Genomic DNA, 22,387 nt, shown 5'->3' with positions numbered 1-22,387 from the left:
AGACCCGCCGGGTCTGACCCCGGAACCTTGTCGGATTACGCGCTTGCGCGCTAATCCGACCTACCCCATTTACGCTGGCACGCCCAGGATCACGCTGGACGCCTTGAAAATCGCCGTCACACTGCTGCCGATCTCGATGCCCAGCTCGGTGCTGCTCTGGTTGGTGATGATGGCGGCGATGGTGCCGCCGCGCGGCAAGTCCAGCACCACTTCCGTGTTGACGGCGCCCGTCTGCACCCGCGTCACCAGCCCGGCCAGCTGATTGCGCGCGGAAAAGCGCGCGCCTGCGCTGTCGGCCACGAGGATGATCGACGATGCCTTGATCAGCGCAAACGCTTCCGCGCCCGGCACCAGGCCCAGACTTGCGCTGCTGCCTTGCGTGACGATGGCCACGATGTGCTGGCCACCGGGCAATTCCAGCGTGACTTCGTCGTTGACGGCGCCCTGTTTCAGTTCAGCCACCTTGCCCAGGAATTGGTTGCGTGCCGTGGTTTTCATGGCCATTCTCCGTATGAGTAAAAGATCGTCGGCGATGCCTTCGGCCTGGCTGCCCAGCTGGCGTAGGTAGCGCGCATGCTCGCGCTCGATGATGCGGAAATTGTCGACCAGCTGGCGTCCCCGTTGCGTCAGCCGCGTGCCGCCGCCGCCCTTGCCGCCCGTCAGGCGTTCGACCAGCGGCTCGCCGGCCAGGTTGTTCATCGCGTCGATCGCGTCCCAGGCCGCCTTGTAGCTCATCTTGACGAGTTTGGCCGCCTGCGTGATGGAGCCGCACTCGGCGATGGCGCCCAGCAATTCCACCCTGCCGGCGCCGCCCAGGTGCTCTCCGCCCACCGTCATCCATACCGAACCTTGCAGGCCGATTTCCGCTGCCGCTGATTTATCCAATGCGTTCATCCAATGCCATGTGTTCTTCCCTGTTATCGATCTGTCCGTCGCGCAAGTACAGCACATGCTCACCCAGGATGCGCGCATCTTCCGGATCATGGGTGATCAGGATCATGGGCACGTCCAGGCGCTGCTGCCACTGGCTCAGTTCCAGGCGCATTTTGACACGCAGGGCCGGATCGAGGGCGGCGAACGGCTCGTCGAGCAGCAACGCGGCCGGTTCCGCCACGAGCGCCCTCGCCAGCGCCACCCGTTGGCGCTGGCCTCCGGACAACTCGTCGGGAAACTGGTGCGCCAGTTCCTGCAAGTGGAAGGCATCGAGCCAATGCTCGACCGTCTGCAATTTTTCGCGCGCACGCGGATTGAACCAGCCCCGCGCCAGGCCGAAGCCCACGTTCTGGCGCACCGTCAGGTGCGGGAACAGCGCGTAATCCTGGAACAGGTAGGCGACATTGCGCTGCTGCGGCGGCAAGTTGATGCCGGCGGCCGAATCGAACAGGGTGCGCCCGTTCAGGCGGATATGGCCCGCGTCCGGTGTAAACAGTCCGGCAATGGCTTTCAGGGTCATGCTCTTGCCGGCGCCGGACGGGCCATACATGGCGATGCGCTGGCTGCCTGAGGTGCATTGCACGTGCAGGTCGAAACGGCGTTTGCCGGAGCGCAAGGTAGCGCGAATGTCGAGGTCGAGTTGCATGGGCGTCATCATAGGCCTCATTTGTGCGCGACGCGCCCGGGCGCCAGGCGGCCAGCCGACAGCAGCACCACGATGCAGACTAGCGAGATAATCACGACCAGCGTATTGGCCACCTCATCCTGGCCCGCCTGCACGGCTTCATACACGGCCACCGACAGGGTCTGCGTCTTGCCGGGAATGCTGCCGGCCACCATCAGGGTGGCGCCGAATTCACCGAGCGCGCGCACGAATCCCAGCAGCACGCCGGCCAGGATGCCGCGCCAGGCCAGCGGCAAGGTGACGCGAAAGAAAATCGCCAGCTCCGAGATGCCCAGCACGCGGGCCGCCTGCTCGAGCTGGCCGTCGACCGCCTCGAAGGCGGCGCGCGCGGGCTTGAAGACGAGGGGAAAGGCGACCACCGTGGAAGCGATCACGGCGCCCTGCCACGTAAAGATCAGGTTGATGCCGAAGTTGTCCTGCAGCCAGACGCCCAAGGTGCCGCGCCGGCCCAGCAACACCAGCAGGTAATAGCCGAGCACGGTGGGCGGCATCACCATCGGCAGGGTCAAGAGGGCGTCGAGCAGCTCGCGCCCGGGAAAACGCGTGCGCGCCAGCAGATAGCCCGTACCGATGCCGAACAGCAAATTGAGCGCCGTGGCCCAGGCCGCAACTTTCAGCGACAGGGCCAGCGCGGTCAAGGCGATATCCATGCGGGCGCGGTGGCGTTAGGGTTTCTTGAAGCCGTACTTGGCCAGGATGGCTTGCGCCGGCGCCGTCTGCAAATAGCTGACGAAGCGCTTCGCTTCGGCGGCATTGCTGCTGCCCTTGATGGTGGCGATCGGGTACAGCACGGGCGCGTCGAGCGGCACGTCCAGCACCACGTTCACCTTGTCTTTCATGATGGCCGCGTCGGTGGCGTAGACAAAGCCCGCATCGACTTCGCCGCGCGCCACATAGTCGAGCGACTGGCGCACGTTCTGCGTGCCGATGGCTTTCGGCTGCACGGCTTCCCACAGCTTCGCCTTCTTCAGCGCGCCTTCCGAATAGCGGCCGACGGGCACGCTGGCCGGGTTGGCGATGGCCACGCGGGTCACGCCCTTGTGCGTCAGGTCGGCCAAAGCTTTGATGCCCAGCTTGCTATCGTGCGGCACGATCAGCACCAGGCTGTTGCCGACGAAGTCCATGCGGTCGGCCGGCAATACCAGGCCCTGCTTTTGCGCCGCATCCATGGTTTCCTGGTCGGCAGAGGCAAACACGTCGACGGGCGCGCCCTTGACGATCTGCTGCAGCAGCACGCCCGAGGCGGCAAAGTTCAGGGACACCTTGCTGCCCGGATACTGCGCCTCGTAGCTTTGCGCCGCATCCTTGAACGCGTTCGTCAGGCTGGCTGCGGCCGACACGACCACTTCGCCGGCAAGGGCGGAGGTAGCGGCAGTGGCGAGCAGGGTGACGCCAAGCAGGCGGGCGAGGGAGGTGAGGCGCAAGGTGAGGCACATGAGCGTATCCTGAATGAGAAGAGAACCAGGCCCGTAATATACACCGATATATAGCGTTCTGCCATTGCACAGATCAAGCCGGTACCAGGCCGATTCCCTGATATACTGTATATAAACACAGTATATCGAGGTGCACCATGGAATTGACGGACAAGCTGGAAATCCTGGCCGACGCGGCCAAGTACGACGCTTCCTGCGCCAGCAGCGGCGCGCCGAAGCGCGATTCCATCGGCAAGGACGGTTTTGGCGCCACCTCGGGCATGGGCATTTGCCACAGCTACACGCCGGACGGGCGCTGCGTCTCGCTGCTGAAAGTGCTGTTGACCAATTACTGCCTGTACGATTGCCAGTACTGCGTCAACCGCCGTACCTCGAACGTGCCGCGCGCGCGCTTTACGGTGGCCGAAGTGGTGAAACTGACGGCCGACTTTTACCTGCGCAACTACATCGACGGCCTGTTCCTCAGTTCCGGCATCATCCGGTCGGCCGACTACACGATGGAGCAACTGGTGCAGGTGGCGCGCGAGTTGCGCGAGGTGCACCAGTTCCGCGGCTACATCCACCTGAAAACCATCCCCGACGCCGACCCGGCCCTGGTCGCGCAGGCGGGCCGCTATGCCGACCGGCTCAGCGTCAATATCGAACTGCCGACCCAGGACAGCGTGCAGAAACTGGCGCCGGAAAAGAGCGTGCACACGATCAAGCTGGCCATGGGCGCCATCCGCCGCAAGCTCGATGAAAAGGCGGAGGAACCGCGCTCGCCCCGCTTCGCGCCGGCCGGGCAAAGCACACAGATGATCGTCGGCGCCGACGCCAGCGACGACCAGCAGATCCTCGCCACGGCCGAGACCCTGTACGGCAGCTATAAACTCAAGCGCGTGTACTACTCGGCCTTCAGCCCCATCCCCGACAGCCCGGAAAGCGTGCCGCTGGCCCCGCCGCCGATGCTGCGCGAACACCGGCTGTACCAGGCCGATTTCTTGCTGCGCAGCTATGGTTTCCAGGCCAGCGAATTGCTGCCCGCCAGCGGCGGCAACCTGGCGCTCGACATCGATCCGAAACTGGCGTGGGCGCTGGCGCACCGCGAACATTTTCCGCTGGACTTGAACCGCGCGGCGCAGCACATGATTGCCCGCGTGCCCGGCATCGGTCTGCGCAACGCGCAGCGTATCGTCGATCTGCGCCGGTTGCGGCAAGTGCGCTATGCCGACCTGTCGCGCCTGCGCTGCAGCATGAAAAAGATTGCCCCGTTCATCATCACGGCCGATTACTTTCCCGCGCGCGACACCACCGCTTCGGAACACTTGCGCCGCGCCATGGCGGACGCACCGCAGCAATTGAACTTATGGCCGGAGCTGCTGGCGGCATGAGCAGTGTCGTCCGGCTGGCGCAGTCGTTCGACGCGTGGCGCGCGGCCGCGCGCGAACTGATCGCGCGCGGCGTGCCGCCTGCCGACGTGGCCTGGCAATCGCAGCCCGGCGAGGGCGACCTGTTTTCCTCTACGCCGGAGGCCACGGATACCGGCGCGCCACCGCTGCGACTGCCCCGCCAGCTGGTGGAACTGCTGGAGAGCGCCGCCTGTTTCAACGTGCATGACCGCTGGGCCTTCCTGTACCAGGTGCTGTGGCGCTGGCAGCAGGGCCAGCACGACGTGGTGTCCCCGGCCGACGCGGACGGCGCGCGCCTGCACGCCATGGTCAAGGCCGTGCACCGCGAGGAGCACGACATGCATGCGTATGTGCGCTTCCGCGAGCGGGCCGAAAGTGACGGCGCGCCCCGTTTTGTCGCCTGGTTCGAGCCCACGCACGAGGTGCTGCCGCAGGTGGCGCGCCACTTCGCGCGCCGCATGGGAAAGGCCAGCTGGATGATCGCCACGCCCGGCGCCAGCATGCTGTGGGATGGCGCCACCTTGCACGCGGGACCGGCCCTGCTGCGCGGCGCGGCCGACATCGACGATGCGGGCGAAGCGCTATGGCTGACGTACTACCGCAGCATCTTCAACCCCGCGCGCGTGAATGCGAACTTGCTGCACAGCCATATTCCCTCGCGTTTCTGGAAAAATTTACCCGAAGGCGCCATCGTGCCCGCCATGCTGAGCGGCGCGGCCAACGGCGAGCGGCGCACGGGCCAGACGGCCAGCGTGGGACAGCGGCAGGGCGCCGCCATGATCCCGATCAGCGCAGAGCGGGCCCAGCCGATGCGCGAGGTAGCGACTACCCTGGACCAGTGCCGACGCTGCGCACTGTGGCAGCACGCCACGCAAGCCGTGCCCGGCATAGGCCCGCTCACCGCCCGCATCATGCTCGTCGGTGAACAACCGGGCGACCAGGAAGACCTGGCCGGACTGCCGTTCGTCGGCCCGGCCGGTGCGCTGCTGGACCAGGCCATGCAGGAAGCGGGCCTGGCGCGCGACAGCATCTATCTGACCAATGCCGTCAAGCATTTCAAGTGGGAACCGCGCGGCAAGCGCCGCCTGCACAAGACGCCTGCGCAGCGCGAAATCCTCGCCTGCCGCGGCTGGCTGGAGGAAGAGCTACGAAGCGTGCAACCGCAGGTGGTCGTGGCGCTGGGCAGCACGGCATTGAAATCCGTGCTGCAAGATGGCGCGGCCAGCATGACGCCGCTGATCGGCACGCCCATCGAACACGACGGGCGCTGGGTGGTGACCGTGTATCACCCGTCATATGTGCTGCGCGCACGGGACGAAGGGAGCCGGCGCCAGGCGTACGCGGCGATCGTCAGCGGCTTGCGGCAGGCGCTGCGGCTACTGCAGGAGCCGCATCACGGCGTCGCCGCCGGCACTTCCTGCGCCTCATCACGCCGCGCATAGCGCTGCGCAATCACGGCGCAAATCATCAGCTGAATCTGGTGGAACAGCATCAGCGGCAAAATCACCATGCCCAGCGAGTGCGTGGCAAACAAGACCTTGGCCATCGGTACGCCGCTGGCCAGGCTTTTCTTGGAACCGCAGAAAACGATGGCGATTTCATCTTCCTTGCTAAAGCCCAGGCGGCGGCTGATGAACGTCATCAGGCCCAGGACCAGGGCCAGCAGCACGATGCTGAACACGCCCAGAGCGACCAGGGTTTCCACCGAGATCGTGTGCCACAGGCCTTCGCTGACGGCTTCGCTGAAGGCCGTGTAGACCACCAGCAAAATGGAGCCCTGGTCGACGAACTTGAGCATGGCCTTGTGGCGGTCGACCCAGCGGCCTATCCAGCGGCGCAGGAACTGGCCGGCCAGGAAGGGCAGCAGCAATTGCATGACAATCGATAAAACGGCGTCGACCGACGACTTGCTTTCCGCGCCTTTCGCCACCAGCAAACCCACGAGGATGGGCGCAAGAAAAATGCCGATGAAATTCGAGGCCGAGGCGCTGCAGATGGCGGCCGGCACGTTGCCGCGCGCCATGGCCGTCAGCGCGATCGACGATTGCACGGTCGATGGCAGCGCGCACAGGAACAGGATGCCCACGTACAGCTCGGGCGTGAGGAAGGTCAGCGCCAGCGGCCGCAGGGCCAGGCCCAGCAGGGGGAACAAAATGAACGTGCTGGCCAGCACCAGCAAATGCAGGCGCCAGTGCATGATGCCGGCCACCACGGCTTCGCGCGACAGCTTGGCGCCATGCAGGAAGAACAGGGCGCCGATGGCAACAGTGGTGATATTGCCGAAGACCACGGCCGTCTGGCCCGTGCAGGGCAGGAAGCTGGCCAGCGCCACGGTGACGAGCAGGGCGATGGTGAAGTTGTCGGGTTTCAGATTGCGCAGCAGGGCGGCGGAAGAAAAAGAAGACATGCGGTGGCCTGGTAGCGGCCCAGCCTTGCAACACTGCGCCATGGATGACAAAAAGCGCCGGAATCGGCGCCAGTGCTGGCTATTCTAACCCTATCGCCGGACTACCTGCCTGGAAGCAAGCGTGGCTTGTGGACACAATGGCACAAAAAAAATGCCCTGTCCGCAGACAGGGCAACCCGGAGTAAAGTACAGCGCGAGGGATTAACCGGCGGCTTTGACTTTCAGCTCGTTCTTGATTTCTTTCACGCCGCTCACGGAAGCGACGATCTGCACGACGCGGTCACCCGCTTCGGCGCTCGGCACGTCGCCCGACAGGACGACCACACCTTGCTGGGTTGCTACCTTGACTGGCAGGGCAGCGGCTTGCGCATCGGCGCTCAGGGCGGCCTTGGCCGAGGAAGTGATGGTTTCATCAGGGACGGCAGCGGCGGCGTTGGCGGCCACGACGGTGTCAGCAGGAGCTTGTGCTTTTGGGGCGGAGTCAGCTGCATGCGAAGCGGTGATCGAGGCGCCCGACAGTACGATAGCGGCGACCAGGGTATTGAACAGTTTCGATGTTTGCATGGTAGTTCCTCTCAATGAAGTTAAAAGCTTCTTACTTGGATAAAGCAACACTTTGAAGCGTCACATCTACCCATACAGCAAGCACCGTGCCAGCTTTTAAATTTCATTAAAAATCAACGACTTACATGCAAACTCGATTTTTCCAGGCCGTTTCCGCCGGATATGGCCCGAAAAACGGGGCTTTTTGTCGCCTGTCAGCGACAGAATGTGGCAACAATATCAATGTTTCAGGCTAAGCCGCTGATTTTTAACGCTTTATTTTTGTCGCTAATCAGCGACAGGGTCGCCGTCGGCCCGGAACAGGGCCGGCGTCAGCTCATATTTCTGCAATAAACGGTAGAACTCCGTGCGGTTGCGGTCAGCCAGGCGGGCCGCGTCGGCCACGTTGCCGTCCGTCAGGCGCAGCAGCTGGATCAGGTAGTCGCGCTCGAAGCGCTGCTTGGCTTCGTTATAGCTGAGCGCTTCCAGCGACGGCACGCGCAAGGCCCGTTGCACCAGCGACAAGGGCACCAGCGGCGCCGTGGCCAGCGCGCAGACTTGCTCGACGACATTGACCAGCTGGCGCACGTTGCCGGGCCATGGCGCGGCCACCAGCGCCGTGAGGGCGTCGGGCGCGAAGCCGTTCAGGGTTTTTTGATACTTGGCGGCCAGTTTCTGCAGAAAATGGTTTGCCAGCAAGGCGATGTCTTCGCGGCGCTCGGCCAGCGGCGGCAGGGTCAAGGTCACCACGTTGAGGCGGTAATACAGGTCTTCGCGGAATTGCCCTTCCGCCATGGCCACATCGAGGTCGCGGTGCGTGGCGGACAATAAGCGCACGTCGACGGGCCGCGTCTGGTCGGCGCCCACGGGCCGCACGGCCCGTTCCTGCAGTACGCGCAGCAATTTGACTTGCAGCGGCAGCGGCATGTCGCCGATCTCGTCCAGAAACAGGGTGCCGCCATCGGCCGCCTGAAACAAACCTTCGCGGTTGCCCACGGCGCCCGTAAACGAGCCTTTCACGTGGCCGAACAGTTCCGATTCCAGCAGTTGTTCGGGGATGGCGCCGCAGTTGACGGCGATGAACGGCGCCTTGGCGCGGCGGCTGGCGTTGTGCAGCGCGCGCGCCAGCAATTCCTTGCCCGTGCCGCTGGGGCCGCGGATCAGGATGCTGGCGTCGGACCCCGCTACCAGCTTGGCTTCGGCCAGCAGCTCGGCCATCTGCGCACTGCGGCTGATCAGTTCGGCACGCCAGCTTTCGTCGCCGGACGCGGGCGCCGGCATGACGGTGGACAAGTTGATGGCGTACGCCACCTTTTCCATCAAGAGCTTGCCGTCGAACGGCTTCGTCAGATACGCAAACGCGCCGCGCGCCGTCGCGTCGACGGCGTCGGGAATGGTGCCGTGCGCCGTGAGCAGAATGACGGGCAGGGCCGCGTGCTGGCGGCGGATTTCATCGAACAAAGCCAGGCCGTCGCGGCCCGGCAATTGCACGTCGGTAATGACCAGGGCCGGCAATTCCACGGCCAGGCGCGCCAGCGCCGCTTCCGCGCTGCCCACGGCCGTCACGCGGTAGTTGCCCGCCTTCAAGCGGATGGTCAGCAGGCGCAACAGGTCGGGGTCGTCGTCGACCAATAAGATGTGGGCGTGCTCGCTCATTTCGCCGCTCCCGCGGCAGGGCGCACGGACAGGCTGCGCTCGATGTTTTTCAGTGCCTCGAGTTTTTCATTGAGCAAGTCGATGCGGCGCTGCGCGTCGCGCAACTGCGTGTTGAGCTTGTCGATGCTGTCTTCCTGGCGGCGCAGTTCCGCGTACTGGCTGCCGAGCAATTGCGCCAGCGGCGCCAGCAGCTGCGCATCCTTGCCCGTGGCCGTGGCCAGCGGTTCCAGCAACGCTTGCGCGCGGGCCAGGTCGCCGGGGCCGCGCACGGTCGCCTGCAGCATGGCGCGGCGGATCGTGTTGTGCGGCGCGTGGTCGGCCTTGGCCTGGTCCAGCTGCGCTTTCGCCAGTTCCGACGGCGTCATCAGGCGCAAGGCACTCTGATACGCGAGCAGTTCGGCCAGCTGGGGGTCGGCCACGACCACCACGCGCGGCGGCGTCTGCACCAGCACGGGCGTCTGGGTGGGGGGCTTGGCGGCGCAAGCGCCCAACAGCAGCGCACAGGCGGCCATGCCGGCCAGGGAAGTTCTCGTCATCATAAGGGCAGTTCTATCCGAAAATGCGCGCCAGCCTGGCGCGGTAAAAGAGTGACGCTGCCATCGTGGGCGGCGATATATTCGCGCACGATGGACAGGCCAATGCCATTGCCGTTGCGCGCGCCGGCCGCCTGGCGCACTCCCTGGTAAAACGGTTCAAAAATGCGCGCGGCATCCTCGGGCGCCACGCCGGCGCCCTCGTCGATGCAATCGATGCGCACGCGGCCGCCTTCGCAAGACAGGCTGAAGCGCACGGTGCCGCCCTCCGGGCTGAAACGCACGGCATTCGACAGCAAATTCGCCAGGGCGGTGGCCAGCTTGTCGCGGTCGGCCTGCACGATCAGGGACTCGCCCTGCACCTCGACCGTCAAACGGCGCGCCAGCCATTGCAGGCGCTGCGCGGCCACCACATCTTGCAGCAAGACCAGCAAGTCGACCTTGCTGTGCGCCAGATGCTGGGCGTCAAAAGCGGCGGTATTGTAGCGCAGCAAGTCTTCGATCTGGGTTTGCAGCGAGGCCGTGTTTTGCTGCAGGATGCCGGCGATTTCGCGCTGGCTGTCGCTGAGCTTGCCCGCCACCTCGTCTTCCAGCAAGGCCACGCCTTCGCGCAGGGCCGCCAGCGGGGTTTTCAGCTCATGTGAGATGTGGCGCAGAAAACGTTCCTTGTCGGCATCGAGGTCCGCCAGGCGCTGGCGCAGCCAGTCCAGCTGCTGGCCCAGGCGGCGCGTGTCGGCCGGGCCGCCGACGACGATGGGCTGGTCGTAGCGCTTCTCGCCCAGGCGCTCGATGGCCGTCTCGATGCGGCGCAGCGGGCGCGAGAGTAAAAAACCGAAACAGGTGGCCAGCACGGCCGCCAGCAGCACGGCGCCGCCCACCAGCAGGCCCAGCAGGCGGCGCTGGCGCTCCAGCTCGGCCAGCAGCGCGTCATTGCGGCTGCCGATTTCCGTCTTGCTTTCGCGCGCCAGGCTGTCATTGATCTGCGCCATGCGGGCAAACGCGCGGTACACGACGGCGTGGCCATCGCGCTTGCGGCGTTTTCCAGCTTGCAACACTTCCCACGCCGATTGCGCCTGCACCGTCCATTCGTCGGCCAGCTGGGGGGCGAACTCGGGCGTGGCGCGGTTCAGCACTTGCAGCGCCGCCGTCGCTTCCTCGCGCGCCGCCGCGTAACGCTCGCGGAACACGGGGTCGTCCAGCACGAGGAACTGGCGCGCGCTGCGCTCCATGGCCAGGGTACGCTCGGACAGGCGCTGCGACTGTTCCGTCAGGGCAATCGCCTGCGCCGCCGTCTCGCGCCCCAGCCGGGCCAGGTGCTCCAGGGTCAGCAGGGCTTGCACGGAAGTAGCCGTCAAGATACCCGTCGTCAAAATGAAGGCGGCAAATAACAGTTGGCGAAAGGAAAGTCGTGACAAGGTAGGCGCCTTCGGTTCAGTCTGGAGTGCAAAAGGCGCATGGTACGCTAAGCTTTCATTCGGAGACGCCACCCACCTTGCAATGATCAATTTTGCAACACTGTCGCTTTTCCGGCCGCCAGCAAGGCCCCGGCGGCGGCGCACGAATACTCCTAGTACAATAGGGAAAAACTTCACGCAGGCATCAAAGTGGCCCCGCCCCTGGCATTGCGCCACTTTGCCCCCACATGTGATGCAGCCCCACCGACACTCCGAATCACCTACCGAAGAGATCCCATACCGCATGAGCACATTTGAAAAAGTCAGCAGCAACTTCATTCCAGTCTTGCAGGCAACCATCGAGCAATATGTCGAGCCAGCAACGGGCATGCGCCATATCCACATGCATACCGAGCAGGCTGAGATGGTGTTCCTGGTGGCATTTCCCACTGTGCCGGAAGTGAGCGACGGACGCGCCCACATCCTCGAACACCTGGCCCTGTGCGGTTCGTCGCGCTACCCGGTGCGCGACCCGTTCTTCTCGATGCTGCGCCGCTCGACGGCCACCTTCATGAATGCGATGACCTATCCGGACCGCACCGTGTACCCGTTCGCCAGCACCGACCGCAAGGATTTCTTCAACCTGCTCGACGTGTACCTGGACGCCGCCTTCTTCCCGAATCTCGATTACCTGAATTTCCGCCAGGAAGGCTGGCGCCATGCGTTCGAAGGCGACAAGCTGGTGTACCAGGGCATCGTCTTCAATGAAATGAAGGGCGCCTTCAACAGCCCCATGCGTGCGCTCGACAGCGGCATCGCCAGCGCCTTGCTCAAGGGCACGACGTATGAAGTGGAATCGGGCGGCGATCCGCTCGACATCCCCGAGCTGACGCATGCCATGCTGAAAGAATTCCACGCCAGTCACTACCATCCTTCGCAAGCCGTGATCATGACCGCCGGCAATATCGAAGCGTCGGCCGTGCAGGAGCAGGTCGCCGAGCGCGTGCTGTCCAAGCTCAGCGGCTTTAGCCCGCGCCGCCTGCCGCAGCTGGCGCCCGCGTGGACGGCACCGCAGGAAAACATCGTCAAGATTCCGTCGCAGGAAGCGCGCGACGATGAATTCGGCCTGCAATTTGCCTGGCTGATGGGCGAGTCGAGCGACCCCATCGCTTACTACCACGCGCATTTGCTGTCGCACGGCTTGCTCGGCGAATCGTCGGCGCCCGTCATGCGCGCCATGGAATCGGCCGGCTATGGCCGCCCATCGGACATGAATGGCCGCGACGCGGGCATCCGCCAGATGGTGTTCCACATCGGCATGGAAGGTTTGACGCAGGAACAGATCGCCGATGCGCACCAGCGCATCTGGACGGCCTTGGAAGAAACGGCGGAAGAGGGCATACCCGCCGCCGTGCTGCACGCGGCCTTGCGCGACATCAAATACAGCCAGCGCGAAATCAGCAGCGGCCGCATGCCTTACGGCCTGGGCCGTTTGCTGCACGCCTTGCCGCTGGCCATGTACGACGGCAACGTGATGGATGCCTTCGACAATGCGGCCATCCTGGAAACCCTGGAACAGCAGATCGAAGACCCGGCCTTCTTCAAGCAGCTGGTACGCGAGCTGATCGCCAACCCGACCCGTTTGACGACGCACGTGGTGCCCGATGCCGCCTATTTCACGGACCGCGCCGCGCAGGAAGACGCCAAACTGGCGGCCCTGCAGGCAAAGCTGACGGATGCCGAGCGCGAACACATCGTGGCCGAGTCGGCGGCGCTGGAAGCGCATCAGCAGCTGCCGTCAAATTCGGAAGTGCTGCCGCGCATCCGCCCTGGCGATGTCAGCGCCGCGCCGCGCCCGGCCCTGCCGATTCCACCGGCCGTCGATGGCGCCGTGGCGTTCAGCATTGCCTCGAACGGCATCAGCTATGCCAACGTGCTGTACGACGTGTCGGGCTTGCCGGAAGCGTCGTGGCCATGGCTGCGCCTGTACACGGACCTGGCGCCGGAACTGGGCGTGGGCGACATGTCGTTCGACGACGCCAGCGCCTGGCGCCAGAGCATGGTGCCGTCGTTCCACATCGGCCTGGAAGCCATTCCCCGCCCGCAGCAAGCGATGCGCGTGGAATTGTCGTTCTCGGCCAGCGGCTTGCGCGAAGAACATGCGGCGATCGCCGCCGTGCTGTCGGCCTGGATCGCCAAGCCACGCTTCGATGAAGAAGAGCGCCTGGCCTTCCTGATCGAAAGCCTGGTGCAGGACAAACTCTCCAGCCTGGCCGAATCGGGCAACCGCTACGCCATGCTGGCCTCGGCAGCGCCGCTGTCGCCGACGCGCCGCTTCGACGACATCGTCGGCGGCCCGGCAGCATTGCCGTTCTACCGCCGTTTGCAGCAGCTGAGCAAGACATCGGCAGGCTTGCAGGAAATCGCGCGCGAACTCGACACCCTGCATGCGCACATCATCGCCCAGCAGCCGACCGTGCTGTGCGCGGGCCTGGAGCAGGATGGCATCACCCTGGCACGTCTGCTCGAGTTGCCGGCCGCCAGCACGGAGGCGGCCGCGCCAGCCGTTGCCGCCGCTCCGGCTACCTTGCCACTGGCCAACACGGCCCTGCATGCGACGAGCCAGATCAACCATTGCTTCGTTTCCTGGGCCGTGCCAGGCGTGCACAATCCGGACGCTTCGGCCCTGGCCGTGGCCGCCGAACTGATGACCAACCAGGTGCTGCATACGGCCCTGCGCGAAAAAGGCGGCGCGTATGGCGGCAGTGCCAGCTATGCGGCCGGCGCCGGCACGTTCACGCTGAGCTCCTACCGCGATCCGCGCCTGGCCGGCACGTTCGCCGACTTCGGCACGACGCTCGACCAGATCCTCGACGGCGATTTCTCGCAAGAGCAGGTGGAAGAAGCCATCATCTGCGTCATCAAGGGCCTCGACAAGCCGCACTCGCCGTACGCGGAAGCGCTGACGGCGTGGAACATGCAACAGCGGGGCACGACGGAAGCCGTGCGCCAGCAGTTCCGCACCGGCGTGCTCAATTGCACCCTGGCGCAGATCAAGGACGTCACGCGCACCTGGCTGAAAAACGGCCAGCAAAGCCGCGCCGCGTTTGCGGGCAATACGACGCAAGACCTGGCCGGGCTGGACGTGGTCGATCTGCTGGCGCTGGCTTCCTAAGCTGGCCGGAGACGTCGGATTACGCGCGGCTTTGCCGCGCTAATCCGACCTACCCGATCTGCCTGAGCCGTAGCGTAGGTCGGATTAGCGGCGGCACGCCGCGTAATCCGACACCACCACCGATCAGCCAGGTACGGCGCCTGCTTCCATGTACATCAATTCCCACTGATGCCCATCGGGATCCTGGAAACTGTGGCCATACATGAAGCCGAAATCGATCGGCTCCTTGTAGATGCTGCCGCCCGCCTGGACGGCTTTTGCCACCAGCGCATCGACTTCGCCCCGGCTCTCGGCCGACAAACACACGAGCACTTCCGTCGCCACCTTGGTATCGCACAGCTGCTTGGGCGTGAATTGCTTGAATTTGTCGTGCGTCAACAGCATCACGAAGATATCGTCGGCAACGATCATGCACGTCGCCGTTTCATCCGTGAAATGGGCATTGAAACTGAAGCCCAGCGCCGTGAAAAACGCCACGGAGCGTTCCAGCGACTGGACGGGCAGATTGACAAAGATTTTGCGGGCCATCATGTCTCCTTGTGGGTCGTAGTTATGGATGCTTCCCGCCGATTCTACACCGGCTTTTTACGCGCCCGCGCGTCCCACGGTCTTCGGCGCGTAGCCGAAATAGCGGCTGAAGGCGGCACTGAAATTGGCCGGGTGACGGTAGCCCGTTTGCCAGCCCGCCTGCGCCACCTGGCAACCATTTTCCAGCAGTAACTTTGCCCGCTGCATGCGCAGCGCCAGCAGGGTGCGCTGGGGGCTGTCGTTGTAGCGGTAGCGCCATCCCTGCTTGAGCTTGAACAAACTCAAGCCCGCTTGCGCGCACAGGTAATCGAGCGTGAGTGCCTGCGCCATCTGCTCCTGCATCAGCGCGTAGACGCGTTCCAATTTGACGATGTCGGCCTCGGACCAGCGCGGTACAAGAACGGGCGCAGGCCGCAGTCCCCGCAGCTGTTCCGCCAGGATACTGAGCACGCTGATATGCACGGCCAGCGGGTCCGTCGCGCGCAGCAGCGAGCGGGCGTGCAGGGTAGCGGCCGCCGTGGTGGCCGCATGCGCCAGCTGGCGCGCGCCGCCGTGGGGCAGCAGAGATGCCAATCCCTCCGGCCAGTAGCGCGCCAGCGCGTCTTCATCGACCAGCACGCGCAACTGCGCCGCCCGTTGATGCGCCTCGAAACGGCGCTCGCCGCTGACGTGGCGAAACACCGTCATCGTCGTATGGCCGCCCTGGAAGCACAATTGTTCGCCATCGCGCGTGGCGTAGGCGGACGCGCCTTCCAGGCCGATGGTGATCACCATGCCGCCCCCGTCGTCATGCTGCGATTGCTCGACGAGCGCAAGCCGTGGCCGGTAGTCGGAATGCACGAGCAGCAAACCCTGGTCGACTTGGCGCTGGTCGGCGCGGCACTCTTTCAACCCCGGGTCCAGCTGGCGCCGCGTCCAGCCTGCCGCTTCCCTCTCCTGTCCCCTCATCGCTCCTCCCCGTTTTCCCGCGCGCCGTCCCGCATACGAAATACGCCGCCGCGCATACAAATGCAAATGATAATTATTCTCATTGTTGCATAAAATGATGCTGATGCCCACCTCGCCGAAAGGAAGATCATGTCATTCGATACGCAACACGCTTTGCAACCGTACTGGGACCTGGCCGTCGCGCCCGTCCAGGCCGATGGACTGGCCGCCGCCCTGGAACTGGGTATTTTCGAGGTGCTGGCCACGCCGCACACGCCGGCGCAACTGGCGGACGTCCTGTCGCTACATGGGCCGCACACGGCCTTGCTGCTGGAATTGCTTTGGAGCATGCAGGTGCTGGAGCGCGACGGCGCCGATACTGAGGCACTACGCTACCGCTGCACGGCCACCACCTTGCAGTATTTCTGCCGCGACGCTGTTGCCTTTTGCGGCGACGCCTGGCTATACCGGCTGCACGCGCTGCGCCATTTCGCCACACAGCTCAACACCCTGGTGCGCGACGGCGGAAAAGTAACGCCCTACAGCACGGCGAGCGGGGTCAACTGGGCCACCGCCGCGCAGCAGCAGATCGGCCAGGAGCAGCGCGCCGTCACCATGCGCGCGGCCCTGTGCGTGATGCAGCGCGTCGCCCCGTTTGCGGACGGCAACACGCCGCTGCGCCTGCTCGACGCGGGCGGCGGTCCCGGCTGGGTTGCCATTGCGCTGGCGCAAGCCCATGCGGGCGTGCATGGCTGCGTTTTCGACTGGCCGGAAACGGTGGCCGTGGCGGCCGCGAACATCGCCCATGCCCAGCTATCCGACCGCCTGGAGACCCTGGGCGGCGACCTGGACAGCGACGATATCGGCGGCGGCTACGACCTCATCTGGTGCTCGTCCGTGCTGCATTTCGTGCCAGACATGGCGGCTGCCTTGCGCAAGATGCAGGCGGCCTTGAAGCCCGGTGGCGTGCTCGTCTGCGTGCAGGCGGAAATCGCGGCGGCGCCGGGCGACGCGGCGCGCGTGCTGCCGTATTACTTGCCGATGCGCATGCTGGGCCGCACGGTGACACGGCACGGTGAATTGGCGCAGCTGCTGCGCGACACGGGCTGGCGGCAAGTGGAGCAATACGGCGCCAGCGATTTTCCCATGGCCCCCGTGCAGGTGCTGATTGCTCGTGCCTAACAATTACCATTTAGCAATTATCTTTTTTATAGCAAAAAAGGACGCAAATGCGCTAAGCTGTGCCGGCATTGATCGATGTCATCCGCAGCACTGTGCTGCCTTCACAAGGAACCCATCATGAGTCAAGCTATTGCAGGGAAAGTCGTCCTCATCACCGGTGCCAGCAGCGGCCTGGGCGAAGCCACCGCGCGCCATCTGGCCGCATTGGGCGCCTGCGTCGTGCTCGGTGCGCGCCGCATGGATTTGCTTAATACCATCGCCGAGGAAATCACGGCCGCCGGCGGCCAGGCCGCCATTGCCCAGACCGACGTCACTCAGGCGGGCGACCTGAAGCGCCTGGTCGACACGGCCCTGGCCGTGTTCGGCAAGGTCGATGTGATGATCAACAATGCGGGGCTGATGGCCATCGCGCCGATGAGCGCCTTGCAAGTCGACGAGTGGAACAACATGATCGATATCAACATCAAAGGCGTGTTGAACGGCATCGCCGCCGTCCTGCCATACTTCCAGGCGCAAAACAGCGGCCACTTCATCAATATCTCGTCGGTGGCGGGACAAAAAGTCTTCAGCCCGGGCGGCACCGTCTACAGCGGCACCAAGTTTGCCGTCAGCGCCATTTCAGAAGGCTTGCGCCACGAGCTGGCGGCCAGCGGCGGCACCATCCGCACCACCGTCATTGCGCCGGGCGCCGTCGACACGGAATTGAGCCAGGGCAGCAGCCACGCCGAGAGCGCCAAGGCCGTCAAGGAGTTCTACCAGATCGCCATTCCCGCCGATGCCGTGGCGCGCGCCATCGCGTATGCGATCGAGCAGCCGGCCGACGTGGCTATCAATGAGATCGTGCTGCGCCCGACGGCGCAGGCGTTTTAAGCGGCATCCTGTTGCAGCGACTCGATGATCAAGCCGGCCAGGCGCTCGACGGGCGGCCTGGACACGCTTGAGGCGCGCAGCAATTCCAGCGACAGCGGAGGCAGGGCGGGCAAGCCCGCTTCCACGTGATCGAGCGCGCGCACGGTCGAGGGCAAGCCCAGGCCCGTGCGCACCGTCACGCCCAGCCCGGCTGCTGCCGCCGCCCACAGTCCCGCCAGGCTGGGACTGGTAAACGCCGTGCGCCAGGCGATGCCGGCCCCATCGAGCGCCTGCGTGGCGCAGCGCTGGAACAGGCATTCGCGGTCGAACGTAATGAGCGGCAAAGGCTCGCCCGACTCGGGGCGCCAGGCCAGGCTGGACGAGGCGATCCAGCGCATGGACGGTTGGGCAATATGCTGGCGCTGCTGCTGCGGATATTCGGCCACGTCGGCGATACAGGCGCCGCCCCACAGCAGGGCCAGGTCCAGCTGGCCCATGGCCAGCCCTTCCATCAGGGCCGTGTTGCGCGCCACGTGCGCCTCGATGCGCACTTTCGGATGCGCGCGGGCAAAACGCCCCAGCACGTCAGGCAGCAAGGCTTCGCCAAAATCCTCCTGCAAGCCCAGCCGGATCCACCCTTCCAGCTCCGCCCCGCGCAAGGCGACGGCCGCCTCGTCGTTGAGTTCCAGCAGGCGGCGCGCATAGCCGAGCAGCACGTCGCCGGCCGGCGTCAGCGCCAGGCCCCGGCCATCCTTGCGGAACAACGGCATGCCCGCCTGCTCCTCGAGTTTTTTCAGCTGCGCGCTGACGGCCGAGGTGGAACGGCCCACCTTGTCGGCCGCGCGGGCAAAGCTGCCCAGCTCGATGCCAGCCACATAGCTGCGCAGAAAGGCGATGTCGAAATTAAGCAGGCTCATGGCGTGGCGGTGATCGTCCGGTTTTATGGGATGGTGTAGCACAAATTATCTGATATTCAGAATGATCGTAGCGCGCGACACTGTCAGGGTCAACCACTTTTCTCTCCCTGCCATGAACACCAGTTGCCAAGCCATTCCCGTTCCTGTCCCCGTCACCGCGCCCGTGCTGGGCGACGCCCACCGCTGGAAAGTGCTCGCCGTCGGCGTGGCGGCCAATGCCAGCTTTTCCGCCGCCGCCAACGGCATGCCCACCACGGCCATCTGGCTGCGCAGCGGCTATCACCTGAGCAATACAGAACTGGGGGTGGCGCTGGGCGCCATGGGCCTGGGCGTGGCCCTGACCGAATTGCCATGGGGCATCGCCACCGACCGCTGGGGCGACCGTCCCGTGCTGCTGACCGGCTTGCTGGGCACCATGCTGGCGCTGCTGGCCTTGCTGCTGTGGATTACGCCCGCTGGCGGGTCCGTGCCGCCGTTATGGGCGCTAGCGGCGGGGCTGGCGCTGGTCGGCGTGCTGGGAGGCAGCGTGAACGGCGCCAGCGGCCGCGCCGTGATGCGCTGGTTCGGCCCCGGCGAACGGGGTTTTGCCATGAGCATCCGCCAGACGGCCGTGCCGCTGGGCGGCGGCCTCGGCGCCCTCATCCTGCCCAGCCTGGCATCGCGCTACGGCTTCATGCCCGTGTTTGGCGCCCTGGCCCTCGTATGCGGCCTGTCGGCGTTTTTTACGTGGCGCTGGATGCATGAGCCCGATTTCTCTGCCGAGGCCGCCAAGGGGCCGCACAATGCGTCCAAAAGCCTGTCCGGGATCAAGCCACTGCCACCGTTACGCAATCGAAAGGTCTGGCGCATGGTGGCCGCCATCGGCTTGCTGTGCGTGCCCCAGTTTGCCGTGCTCAGCTACGCCACCGTCTTCCTGCACGACCATGGCGGCCTGGGCCTGGCGGCCATCACGGCCGTGATGGTGGCCCTGCAGGCGGGCGCCATGGTGATGCGCATCTGGAGCGGACGCCATACGGACCGCCACGCGAACCGGCCCGCCTACCTGCGCGGCTCGGCCCTGGTGGCGCTGGCTGCATTCATTTTGCTGGGATGCATCGCCTGGCTGGAGGCGCCGGGCTGGCTGCTGATGGCCGCCGTGGTGCTCGCCGGCATCGCCGTGTCCGCCTGGCATGGCGTGGCCTACACGGAGCTGGCCACGGAAGCGGGCGGCGCCAACGCGGGCACGGCCCTGGGCATGGCGAACACGGCCGTCTACGTGGGGCTGTTCCTCACGCCGATGGCCATCCCGCACCTGCTGGCGGCCAGCAACTGGCCCGTCGTATGGTGGCTGGCGGGACTGGTGGCGCTACTGACCTGGCCGCTGTTTCCGAAGCCTTAAGAAAGCGGCGAAATCCGGTAAACGCAGCGCATCGCGTTCGCCAGCACGTGCTGCTCGCGCACGATGCTGGCGCTTGGCCCCACCACTTCCTGGAACAGCTGCAGTTCGGAGCGGCAAAAGCCCTGGCAGGTGCGCGCCGCGGCGCAGATGGGGCAGTGGTCTTCGATCAGCAGCCAGTCGTCGCCGTCCGCTTCCACGCGCGCCATATACCCCTCTTCATCGCGCACGGCGGCCAACTGCTGCAGCCGCGTGGGCAAGTCCGGCGCCGAACACGCCAAGGCGTACGCGCTGCGGCTTTCCTCTTCGCGCTGCGTGATCAGTTTATCCAGCCCCGCCTCGCCGAACAGCTGGCGCACGGAACCGATCAGCTTGATCGTCAGTTGCGCATGCGTGTCGGGAAAGCGCGCATTGCCCGCTTCCGTCAAGACCCAGTTCTGGCGCGGCCGTCCCGCGCCCGCCTGCGCTTCCTGGCGTCCTTCGATCAGGCCTGCCGCCACCAGCTTTTGCACTTGCTGGCGCGCCGCCTCGCCCGTCATGTCCAGGGTCTTGGCCAGGGTCGCCGTGGAGACGGGTCCCTTGGTCTTGATGAAATACAGGATGCGCTCCGTCGTTTGCGGCGCTTCGCTATTATCCAAACGTTTACTTGTGTAATTCATTTCGCTCAACTATCATGGGGCCAGTTAACCAACTAATTGCTTGCATAATAGGCCGGTAGCTCCCCGCTGTCGAGGAGTTTCCACGCCTGCATGCCGGCAAGGTACTCTTTTGACAGGATTTTCCCATGCAACTGTCTCACTCCATCTGGCTGTTTCACGCCATCCTCGCTACCGGCCTGGCCTCCTGGCTCACCCTGGCCGCCATCAACAACCTGCACGCCTTCCACGGCTCCGTCTGGGCCATCGGCAACACCATGCGCATGGACCCGCTGCGCCAGGACCCGACCATCCAGACGCCGCTGCTGCGCCGCGCGCTCACCTCATTGACCTTGCATCGGCTCTCGCTGGGCGTGGTGCTGGCGCTGCAACTGCTGGCCGCCATCGCCGCCTGGACGGGCGTGGCGCTGTTGTTCGGCGGCGGCCTGGCTGCTGGCTTGCCCTGGCTGAACCTGGCCTTGTGCGCCATGGCCGCCTTTTTGCTGCTGATGCACCTGGGCGGCCTGTGGTTCGGCTACTGGATCGCGCAGGAAGGCTTGCAGACGACGCACCTGGTGCTGCTGCTGTGGACCATAGCCCTGTTTGTACTCTTCAACGCGCAGCGGACCTGACCAGCCTCCGCTGCGCCTCTTCTTCCCTTTGTACTTTTCCCTCTTTGTACTTTTCCCTTTGTACTGCTGTAAAGGACTTCATCATGAATACGAAAATCGTCGGCGCCTCCGCGCTGGCCATCGCCCTGGCCGTCGCCGGTGCCGCGCTATACCCCCGCGCCGACTCGCATGCGGCCGATGCCGCCGCTTACCCGGCCACCAAGGTGGCGCTGGTCCCTGTCGTGCTGGGCACGCAGGAACGCTTTTTTGCCGGCGTGGGCGAACTGGAAGCGGCGCGGCAAGTACAAGTGGCGGCCGAAACGGGCGGCCGGATCACGCAGATCCGCTTCGAATCGGGGCAAACCGTGGCGGCCGGCGCCGTGCTGGTACAGCTCAATGACGCCCAAGAACAGGCAATGCTGCTGCGCCAGCGCGCGCAGCTGAAAAACGCGGAAAGCAGCCATGCGCGCACGCTGCAAATGGTCAAGGAAAAGGCGGCCACGCAGGAGCAGCTCGACACTGCGCTGGCCGCGCGCGACGCGGCCCTGGGCGACGTGCGCCAGACGGAAGCGCTGATCGCGCAAAAGACCATCCGCGCCCCGTTCGCGGGGCAGCTGGGCATCCGCAAGGTGCACGCGGGCCAGTACCTGAATGCGGCCGACACGGTGGCCAGCCTGATCGACACGAAGTCGCTGCTGGTGAACTTCGCCCTCGATGAGCAGAGCAGCGCCAAGCTGGCGCCGGGCCAGGCCGTGCAAGTGCTGGTGGACGCCTATCCGGGCGACGTTTTTACAGCGAAGATCAACGCCATCGACCCGCTGATCGCCCGCTCGCGCATGGTGCAGGTGCAGGCGGCGCTCTCCAATCCGCGCGGCGCCCTGAAAGCGGGCATGTACGCGAATGTGCGCGTGGCGCGCGAAGCGGGCCAGCAGCTGACGGTGCCGGAAACGGCCGTGACCTACAGCGCCTACGGCGACACGGTGTTTGTCGCGCAGCAGGAGGGCAAACAGCCGCTCACCGTCAAGCGCGTGGGCGTCAAACTGGGCGAGCGGGCAGGGGGCCGTGTCGCCATCCTGGACGGTTTGCGCGAAGGGCAGCGTGTGGTCGCTTCGGGCCAGCTGAAACTGGCCGACGGCATGGCCGTGCAAGCCGTGGCCAATACCCTGGACGAGGCCAAGCGCGCCGCGCCCAAGGCCGGTTCCTAAGGAGCGCA

21 protein-coding genes are annotated in these 22,387 nt (G+C 65.2%); 8 read left to right on the top strand and 13 right to left on the bottom strand.

Features of this window, described 5'->3' with window-relative positions:
• Positions 1–69 precede the first annotated feature (69 nt).
• From OX462_RS00195 to modA, 4 genes are read right to left on the bottom strand one after another with little or no spacing between them, the layout of a single operon-like run.
• Positions 70–894, bottom strand: a complete 825-nt coding sequence (locus tag OX462_RS00195) for a molybdenum-dependent transcriptional regulator ModE (protein WP_409027518.1) — start codon at positions 892–894, stop codon at positions 70–72.
• Complete coding sequence (locus tag OX462_RS00190; RefSeq protein ID WP_409028789.1) at positions 878–1,588, bottom strand: sulfate/molybdate ABC transporter ATP-binding protein; 711 nt, start codon at positions 1,586–1,588, stop codon at positions 878–880. The genes OX462_RS00195 and OX462_RS00190 overlap by 17 nt, the downstream gene beginning before the upstream one ends.
• Before the next feature lie 8 nt (positions 1,589–1,596).
• Positions 1,597–2,268 (bottom strand): molybdate ABC transporter permease subunit, encoded by a 672-nt coding sequence (gene modB, locus OX462_RS00185; protein WP_409027517.1) that lies wholly within the window; start codon positions 2,266–2,268, stop codon positions 1,597–1,599.
• Positions 2,269–2,283: 15 nt separating this feature from the next.
• Positions 2,284–3,054: a molybdate ABC transporter substrate-binding protein gene (gene modA / locus OX462_RS00180; RefSeq protein WP_409027516.1), complete on the bottom strand. Its 771-nt coding sequence runs from the start codon at positions 3,052–3,054 to the stop codon at positions 2,284–2,286.
• A gap of 137 nt (positions 3,055–3,191) precedes the next feature.
• Here modA and OX462_RS00175 point away from each other — a divergent pair, with 137 nt between their 5' ends.
• Together OX462_RS00175 and OX462_RS00170 are read left to right on the top strand one after the other, a co-directional pair.
• Entirely contained in the window at positions 3,192–4,424 is a 1,233-nt protein-coding gene (locus tag OX462_RS00175) for a putative DNA modification/repair radical SAM protein (RefSeq protein WP_409027515.1), read from the top strand.
• Positions 4,421–5,884 (top strand): UdgX family uracil-DNA binding protein, encoded by a 1,464-nt coding sequence (locus tag OX462_RS00170; protein WP_409027514.1) that lies wholly within the window; start codon positions 4,421–4,423, stop codon positions 5,882–5,884. The genes OX462_RS00175 and OX462_RS00170 overlap by 4 nt, the downstream gene beginning before the upstream one ends.
• On the opposite strand, the gene OX462_RS00165 is transcribed toward OX462_RS00170, so the two are convergent.
• The 5 genes from OX462_RS00165 to OX462_RS00145 form a co-directional block, all read right to left on the bottom strand.
• Positions 5,836–6,849 (bottom strand): bile acid:sodium symporter family protein, encoded by a 1,014-nt coding sequence (locus OX462_RS00165; RefSeq protein WP_070312682.1) that lies wholly within the window; start codon positions 6,847–6,849, stop codon positions 5,836–5,838. The two genes, OX462_RS00170 and OX462_RS00165, sit on opposite strands and share 49 nt — an antisense overlap.
• A gap of 201 nt (positions 6,850–7,050) precedes the next feature.
• A complete protein-coding gene (locus OX462_RS00160; protein WP_034752546.1) occupies positions 7,051–7,413 on the bottom strand; it encodes a BON domain-containing protein in 363 nt (120 codons plus the stop codon).
• Between the two features lie 267 nt (positions 7,414–7,680).
• Positions 7,681–9,048 (bottom strand): sigma 54-interacting transcriptional regulator, encoded by a 1,368-nt coding sequence (locus tag OX462_RS00155; RefSeq protein ID WP_121670765.1) that lies wholly within the window; start codon positions 9,046–9,048, stop codon positions 7,681–7,683.
• Positions 9,045–9,587: a hypothetical protein gene (locus tag OX462_RS00150; protein ID WP_409027513.1), complete on the bottom strand. Its 543-nt coding sequence runs from the start codon at positions 9,585–9,587 to the stop codon at positions 9,045–9,047. The genes OX462_RS00155 and OX462_RS00150 overlap by 4 nt, the downstream gene beginning before the upstream one ends.
• Positions 9,584–10,996 carry a HAMP domain-containing sensor histidine kinase gene (locus OX462_RS00145; protein WP_409027512.1) on the bottom strand — a complete coding sequence of 471 codons (1,413 nt, stop codon included), beginning with the start codon at positions 10,994–10,996 and terminating at the stop codon, positions 9,584–9,586. The genes OX462_RS00150 and OX462_RS00145 overlap by 4 nt, the downstream gene beginning before the upstream one ends.
• 283 nt (positions 10,997–11,279) lie before the next feature.
• On the opposite strand from OX462_RS00145, the gene OX462_RS00140 reads away from it, so the two are divergent.
• Positions 11,280–14,150: an insulinase family protein gene (locus tag OX462_RS00140; protein ID WP_409027511.1), complete on the top strand. Its 2,871-nt coding sequence runs from the start codon at positions 11,280–11,282 to the stop codon at positions 14,148–14,150.
• A 123-nt stretch (positions 14,151–14,273) separates the two neighbouring features.
• On the opposite strand, the gene OX462_RS00135 is transcribed toward OX462_RS00140, so the two are convergent.
• Both OX462_RS00135 and OX462_RS00130 read right to left on the bottom strand, forming a co-directional pair.
• Positions 14,274–14,678 (bottom strand): VOC family protein, encoded by a 405-nt coding sequence (locus OX462_RS00135; RefSeq protein ID WP_070223284.1) that lies wholly within the window; start codon positions 14,676–14,678, stop codon positions 14,274–14,276.
• Positions 14,679–14,735: 57 nt separating this feature from the next.
• Complete coding sequence (locus OX462_RS00130) at positions 14,736–15,626, bottom strand: helix-turn-helix domain-containing protein (RefSeq protein WP_409027510.1); 891 nt, start codon at positions 15,624–15,626, stop codon at positions 14,736–14,738.
• A 129-nt stretch (positions 15,627–15,755) separates the two neighbouring features.
• Between OX462_RS00130 and OX462_RS00125 the strand changes: the two genes are divergently transcribed.
• Together OX462_RS00125 and OX462_RS00120 are read left to right on the top strand one after the other, a co-directional pair.
• On the top strand, positions 15,756–16,787 hold the full coding sequence (locus OX462_RS00125; protein WP_409027509.1) for a methyltransferase domain-containing protein: 1,032 nt from the start codon (positions 15,756–15,758) through the stop codon (positions 16,785–16,787).
• Between the two features lie 117 nt (positions 16,788–16,904).
• On the top strand, positions 16,905–17,657 hold the full coding sequence (locus OX462_RS00120; RefSeq protein ID WP_070223291.1) for an SDR family oxidoreductase: 753 nt from the start codon (positions 16,905–16,907) through the stop codon (positions 17,655–17,657).
• Here OX462_RS00120 and OX462_RS00115 read toward each other — a convergent pair.
• Positions 17,654–18,553 (bottom strand): LysR substrate-binding domain-containing protein, encoded by a 900-nt coding sequence (locus tag OX462_RS00115; protein ID WP_409027508.1) that lies wholly within the window; start codon positions 18,551–18,553, stop codon positions 17,654–17,656. The two genes, OX462_RS00120 and OX462_RS00115, sit on opposite strands and share 4 nt — an antisense overlap.
• A gap of 112 nt (positions 18,554–18,665) precedes the next feature.
• Here OX462_RS00115 and OX462_RS00110 point away from each other — a divergent pair, with 112 nt between their 5' ends.
• Positions 18,666–19,931 carry an MFS transporter gene (locus OX462_RS00110; RefSeq protein ID WP_070223295.1) on the top strand — a complete coding sequence of 422 codons (1,266 nt, stop codon included), beginning with the start codon at positions 18,666–18,668 and terminating at the stop codon, positions 19,929–19,931.
• Here the strand turns inward: OX462_RS00110 and OX462_RS00105 are convergent.
• The gene (locus OX462_RS00105; RefSeq protein ID WP_070223362.1) at positions 19,928–20,587 is read right to left on the bottom strand and encodes a helix-turn-helix transcriptional regulator; all 660 of its coding nucleotides are present in this window, start codon (positions 20,585–20,587) and stop codon (positions 19,928–19,930) included. The two genes, OX462_RS00110 and OX462_RS00105, sit on opposite strands and share 4 nt — an antisense overlap.
• Before the next feature lie 125 nt (positions 20,588–20,712).
• On the opposite strand from OX462_RS00105, the gene OX462_RS00100 reads away from it, so the two are divergent.
• On the top strand, positions 20,713–21,195 hold the full coding sequence (locus OX462_RS00100; protein ID WP_070312690.1) for a DUF2165 family protein: 483 nt from the start codon (positions 20,713–20,715) through the stop codon (positions 21,193–21,195).
• Positions 21,196–21,278: 83 nt separating this feature from the next.
• A complete protein-coding gene (locus tag OX462_RS00095; protein WP_409027507.1) occupies positions 21,279–22,379 on the top strand; it encodes an efflux RND transporter periplasmic adaptor subunit in 1,101 nt (366 codons plus the stop codon).
• Positions 22,380–22,387 lie beyond the last annotated feature (8 nt).

It is taken from the genome of Janthinobacterium aestuarii (genome assembly GCF_046113285.1).
GTDB lineage: Bacteria > Pseudomonadota > Gammaproteobacteria > Burkholderiales > Burkholderiaceae_D > Janthinobacterium.
The sequence above is the reverse complement of the archived record's forward strand: the minus strand, read 5'-3'. Positions and strand labels throughout refer to the sequence as shown.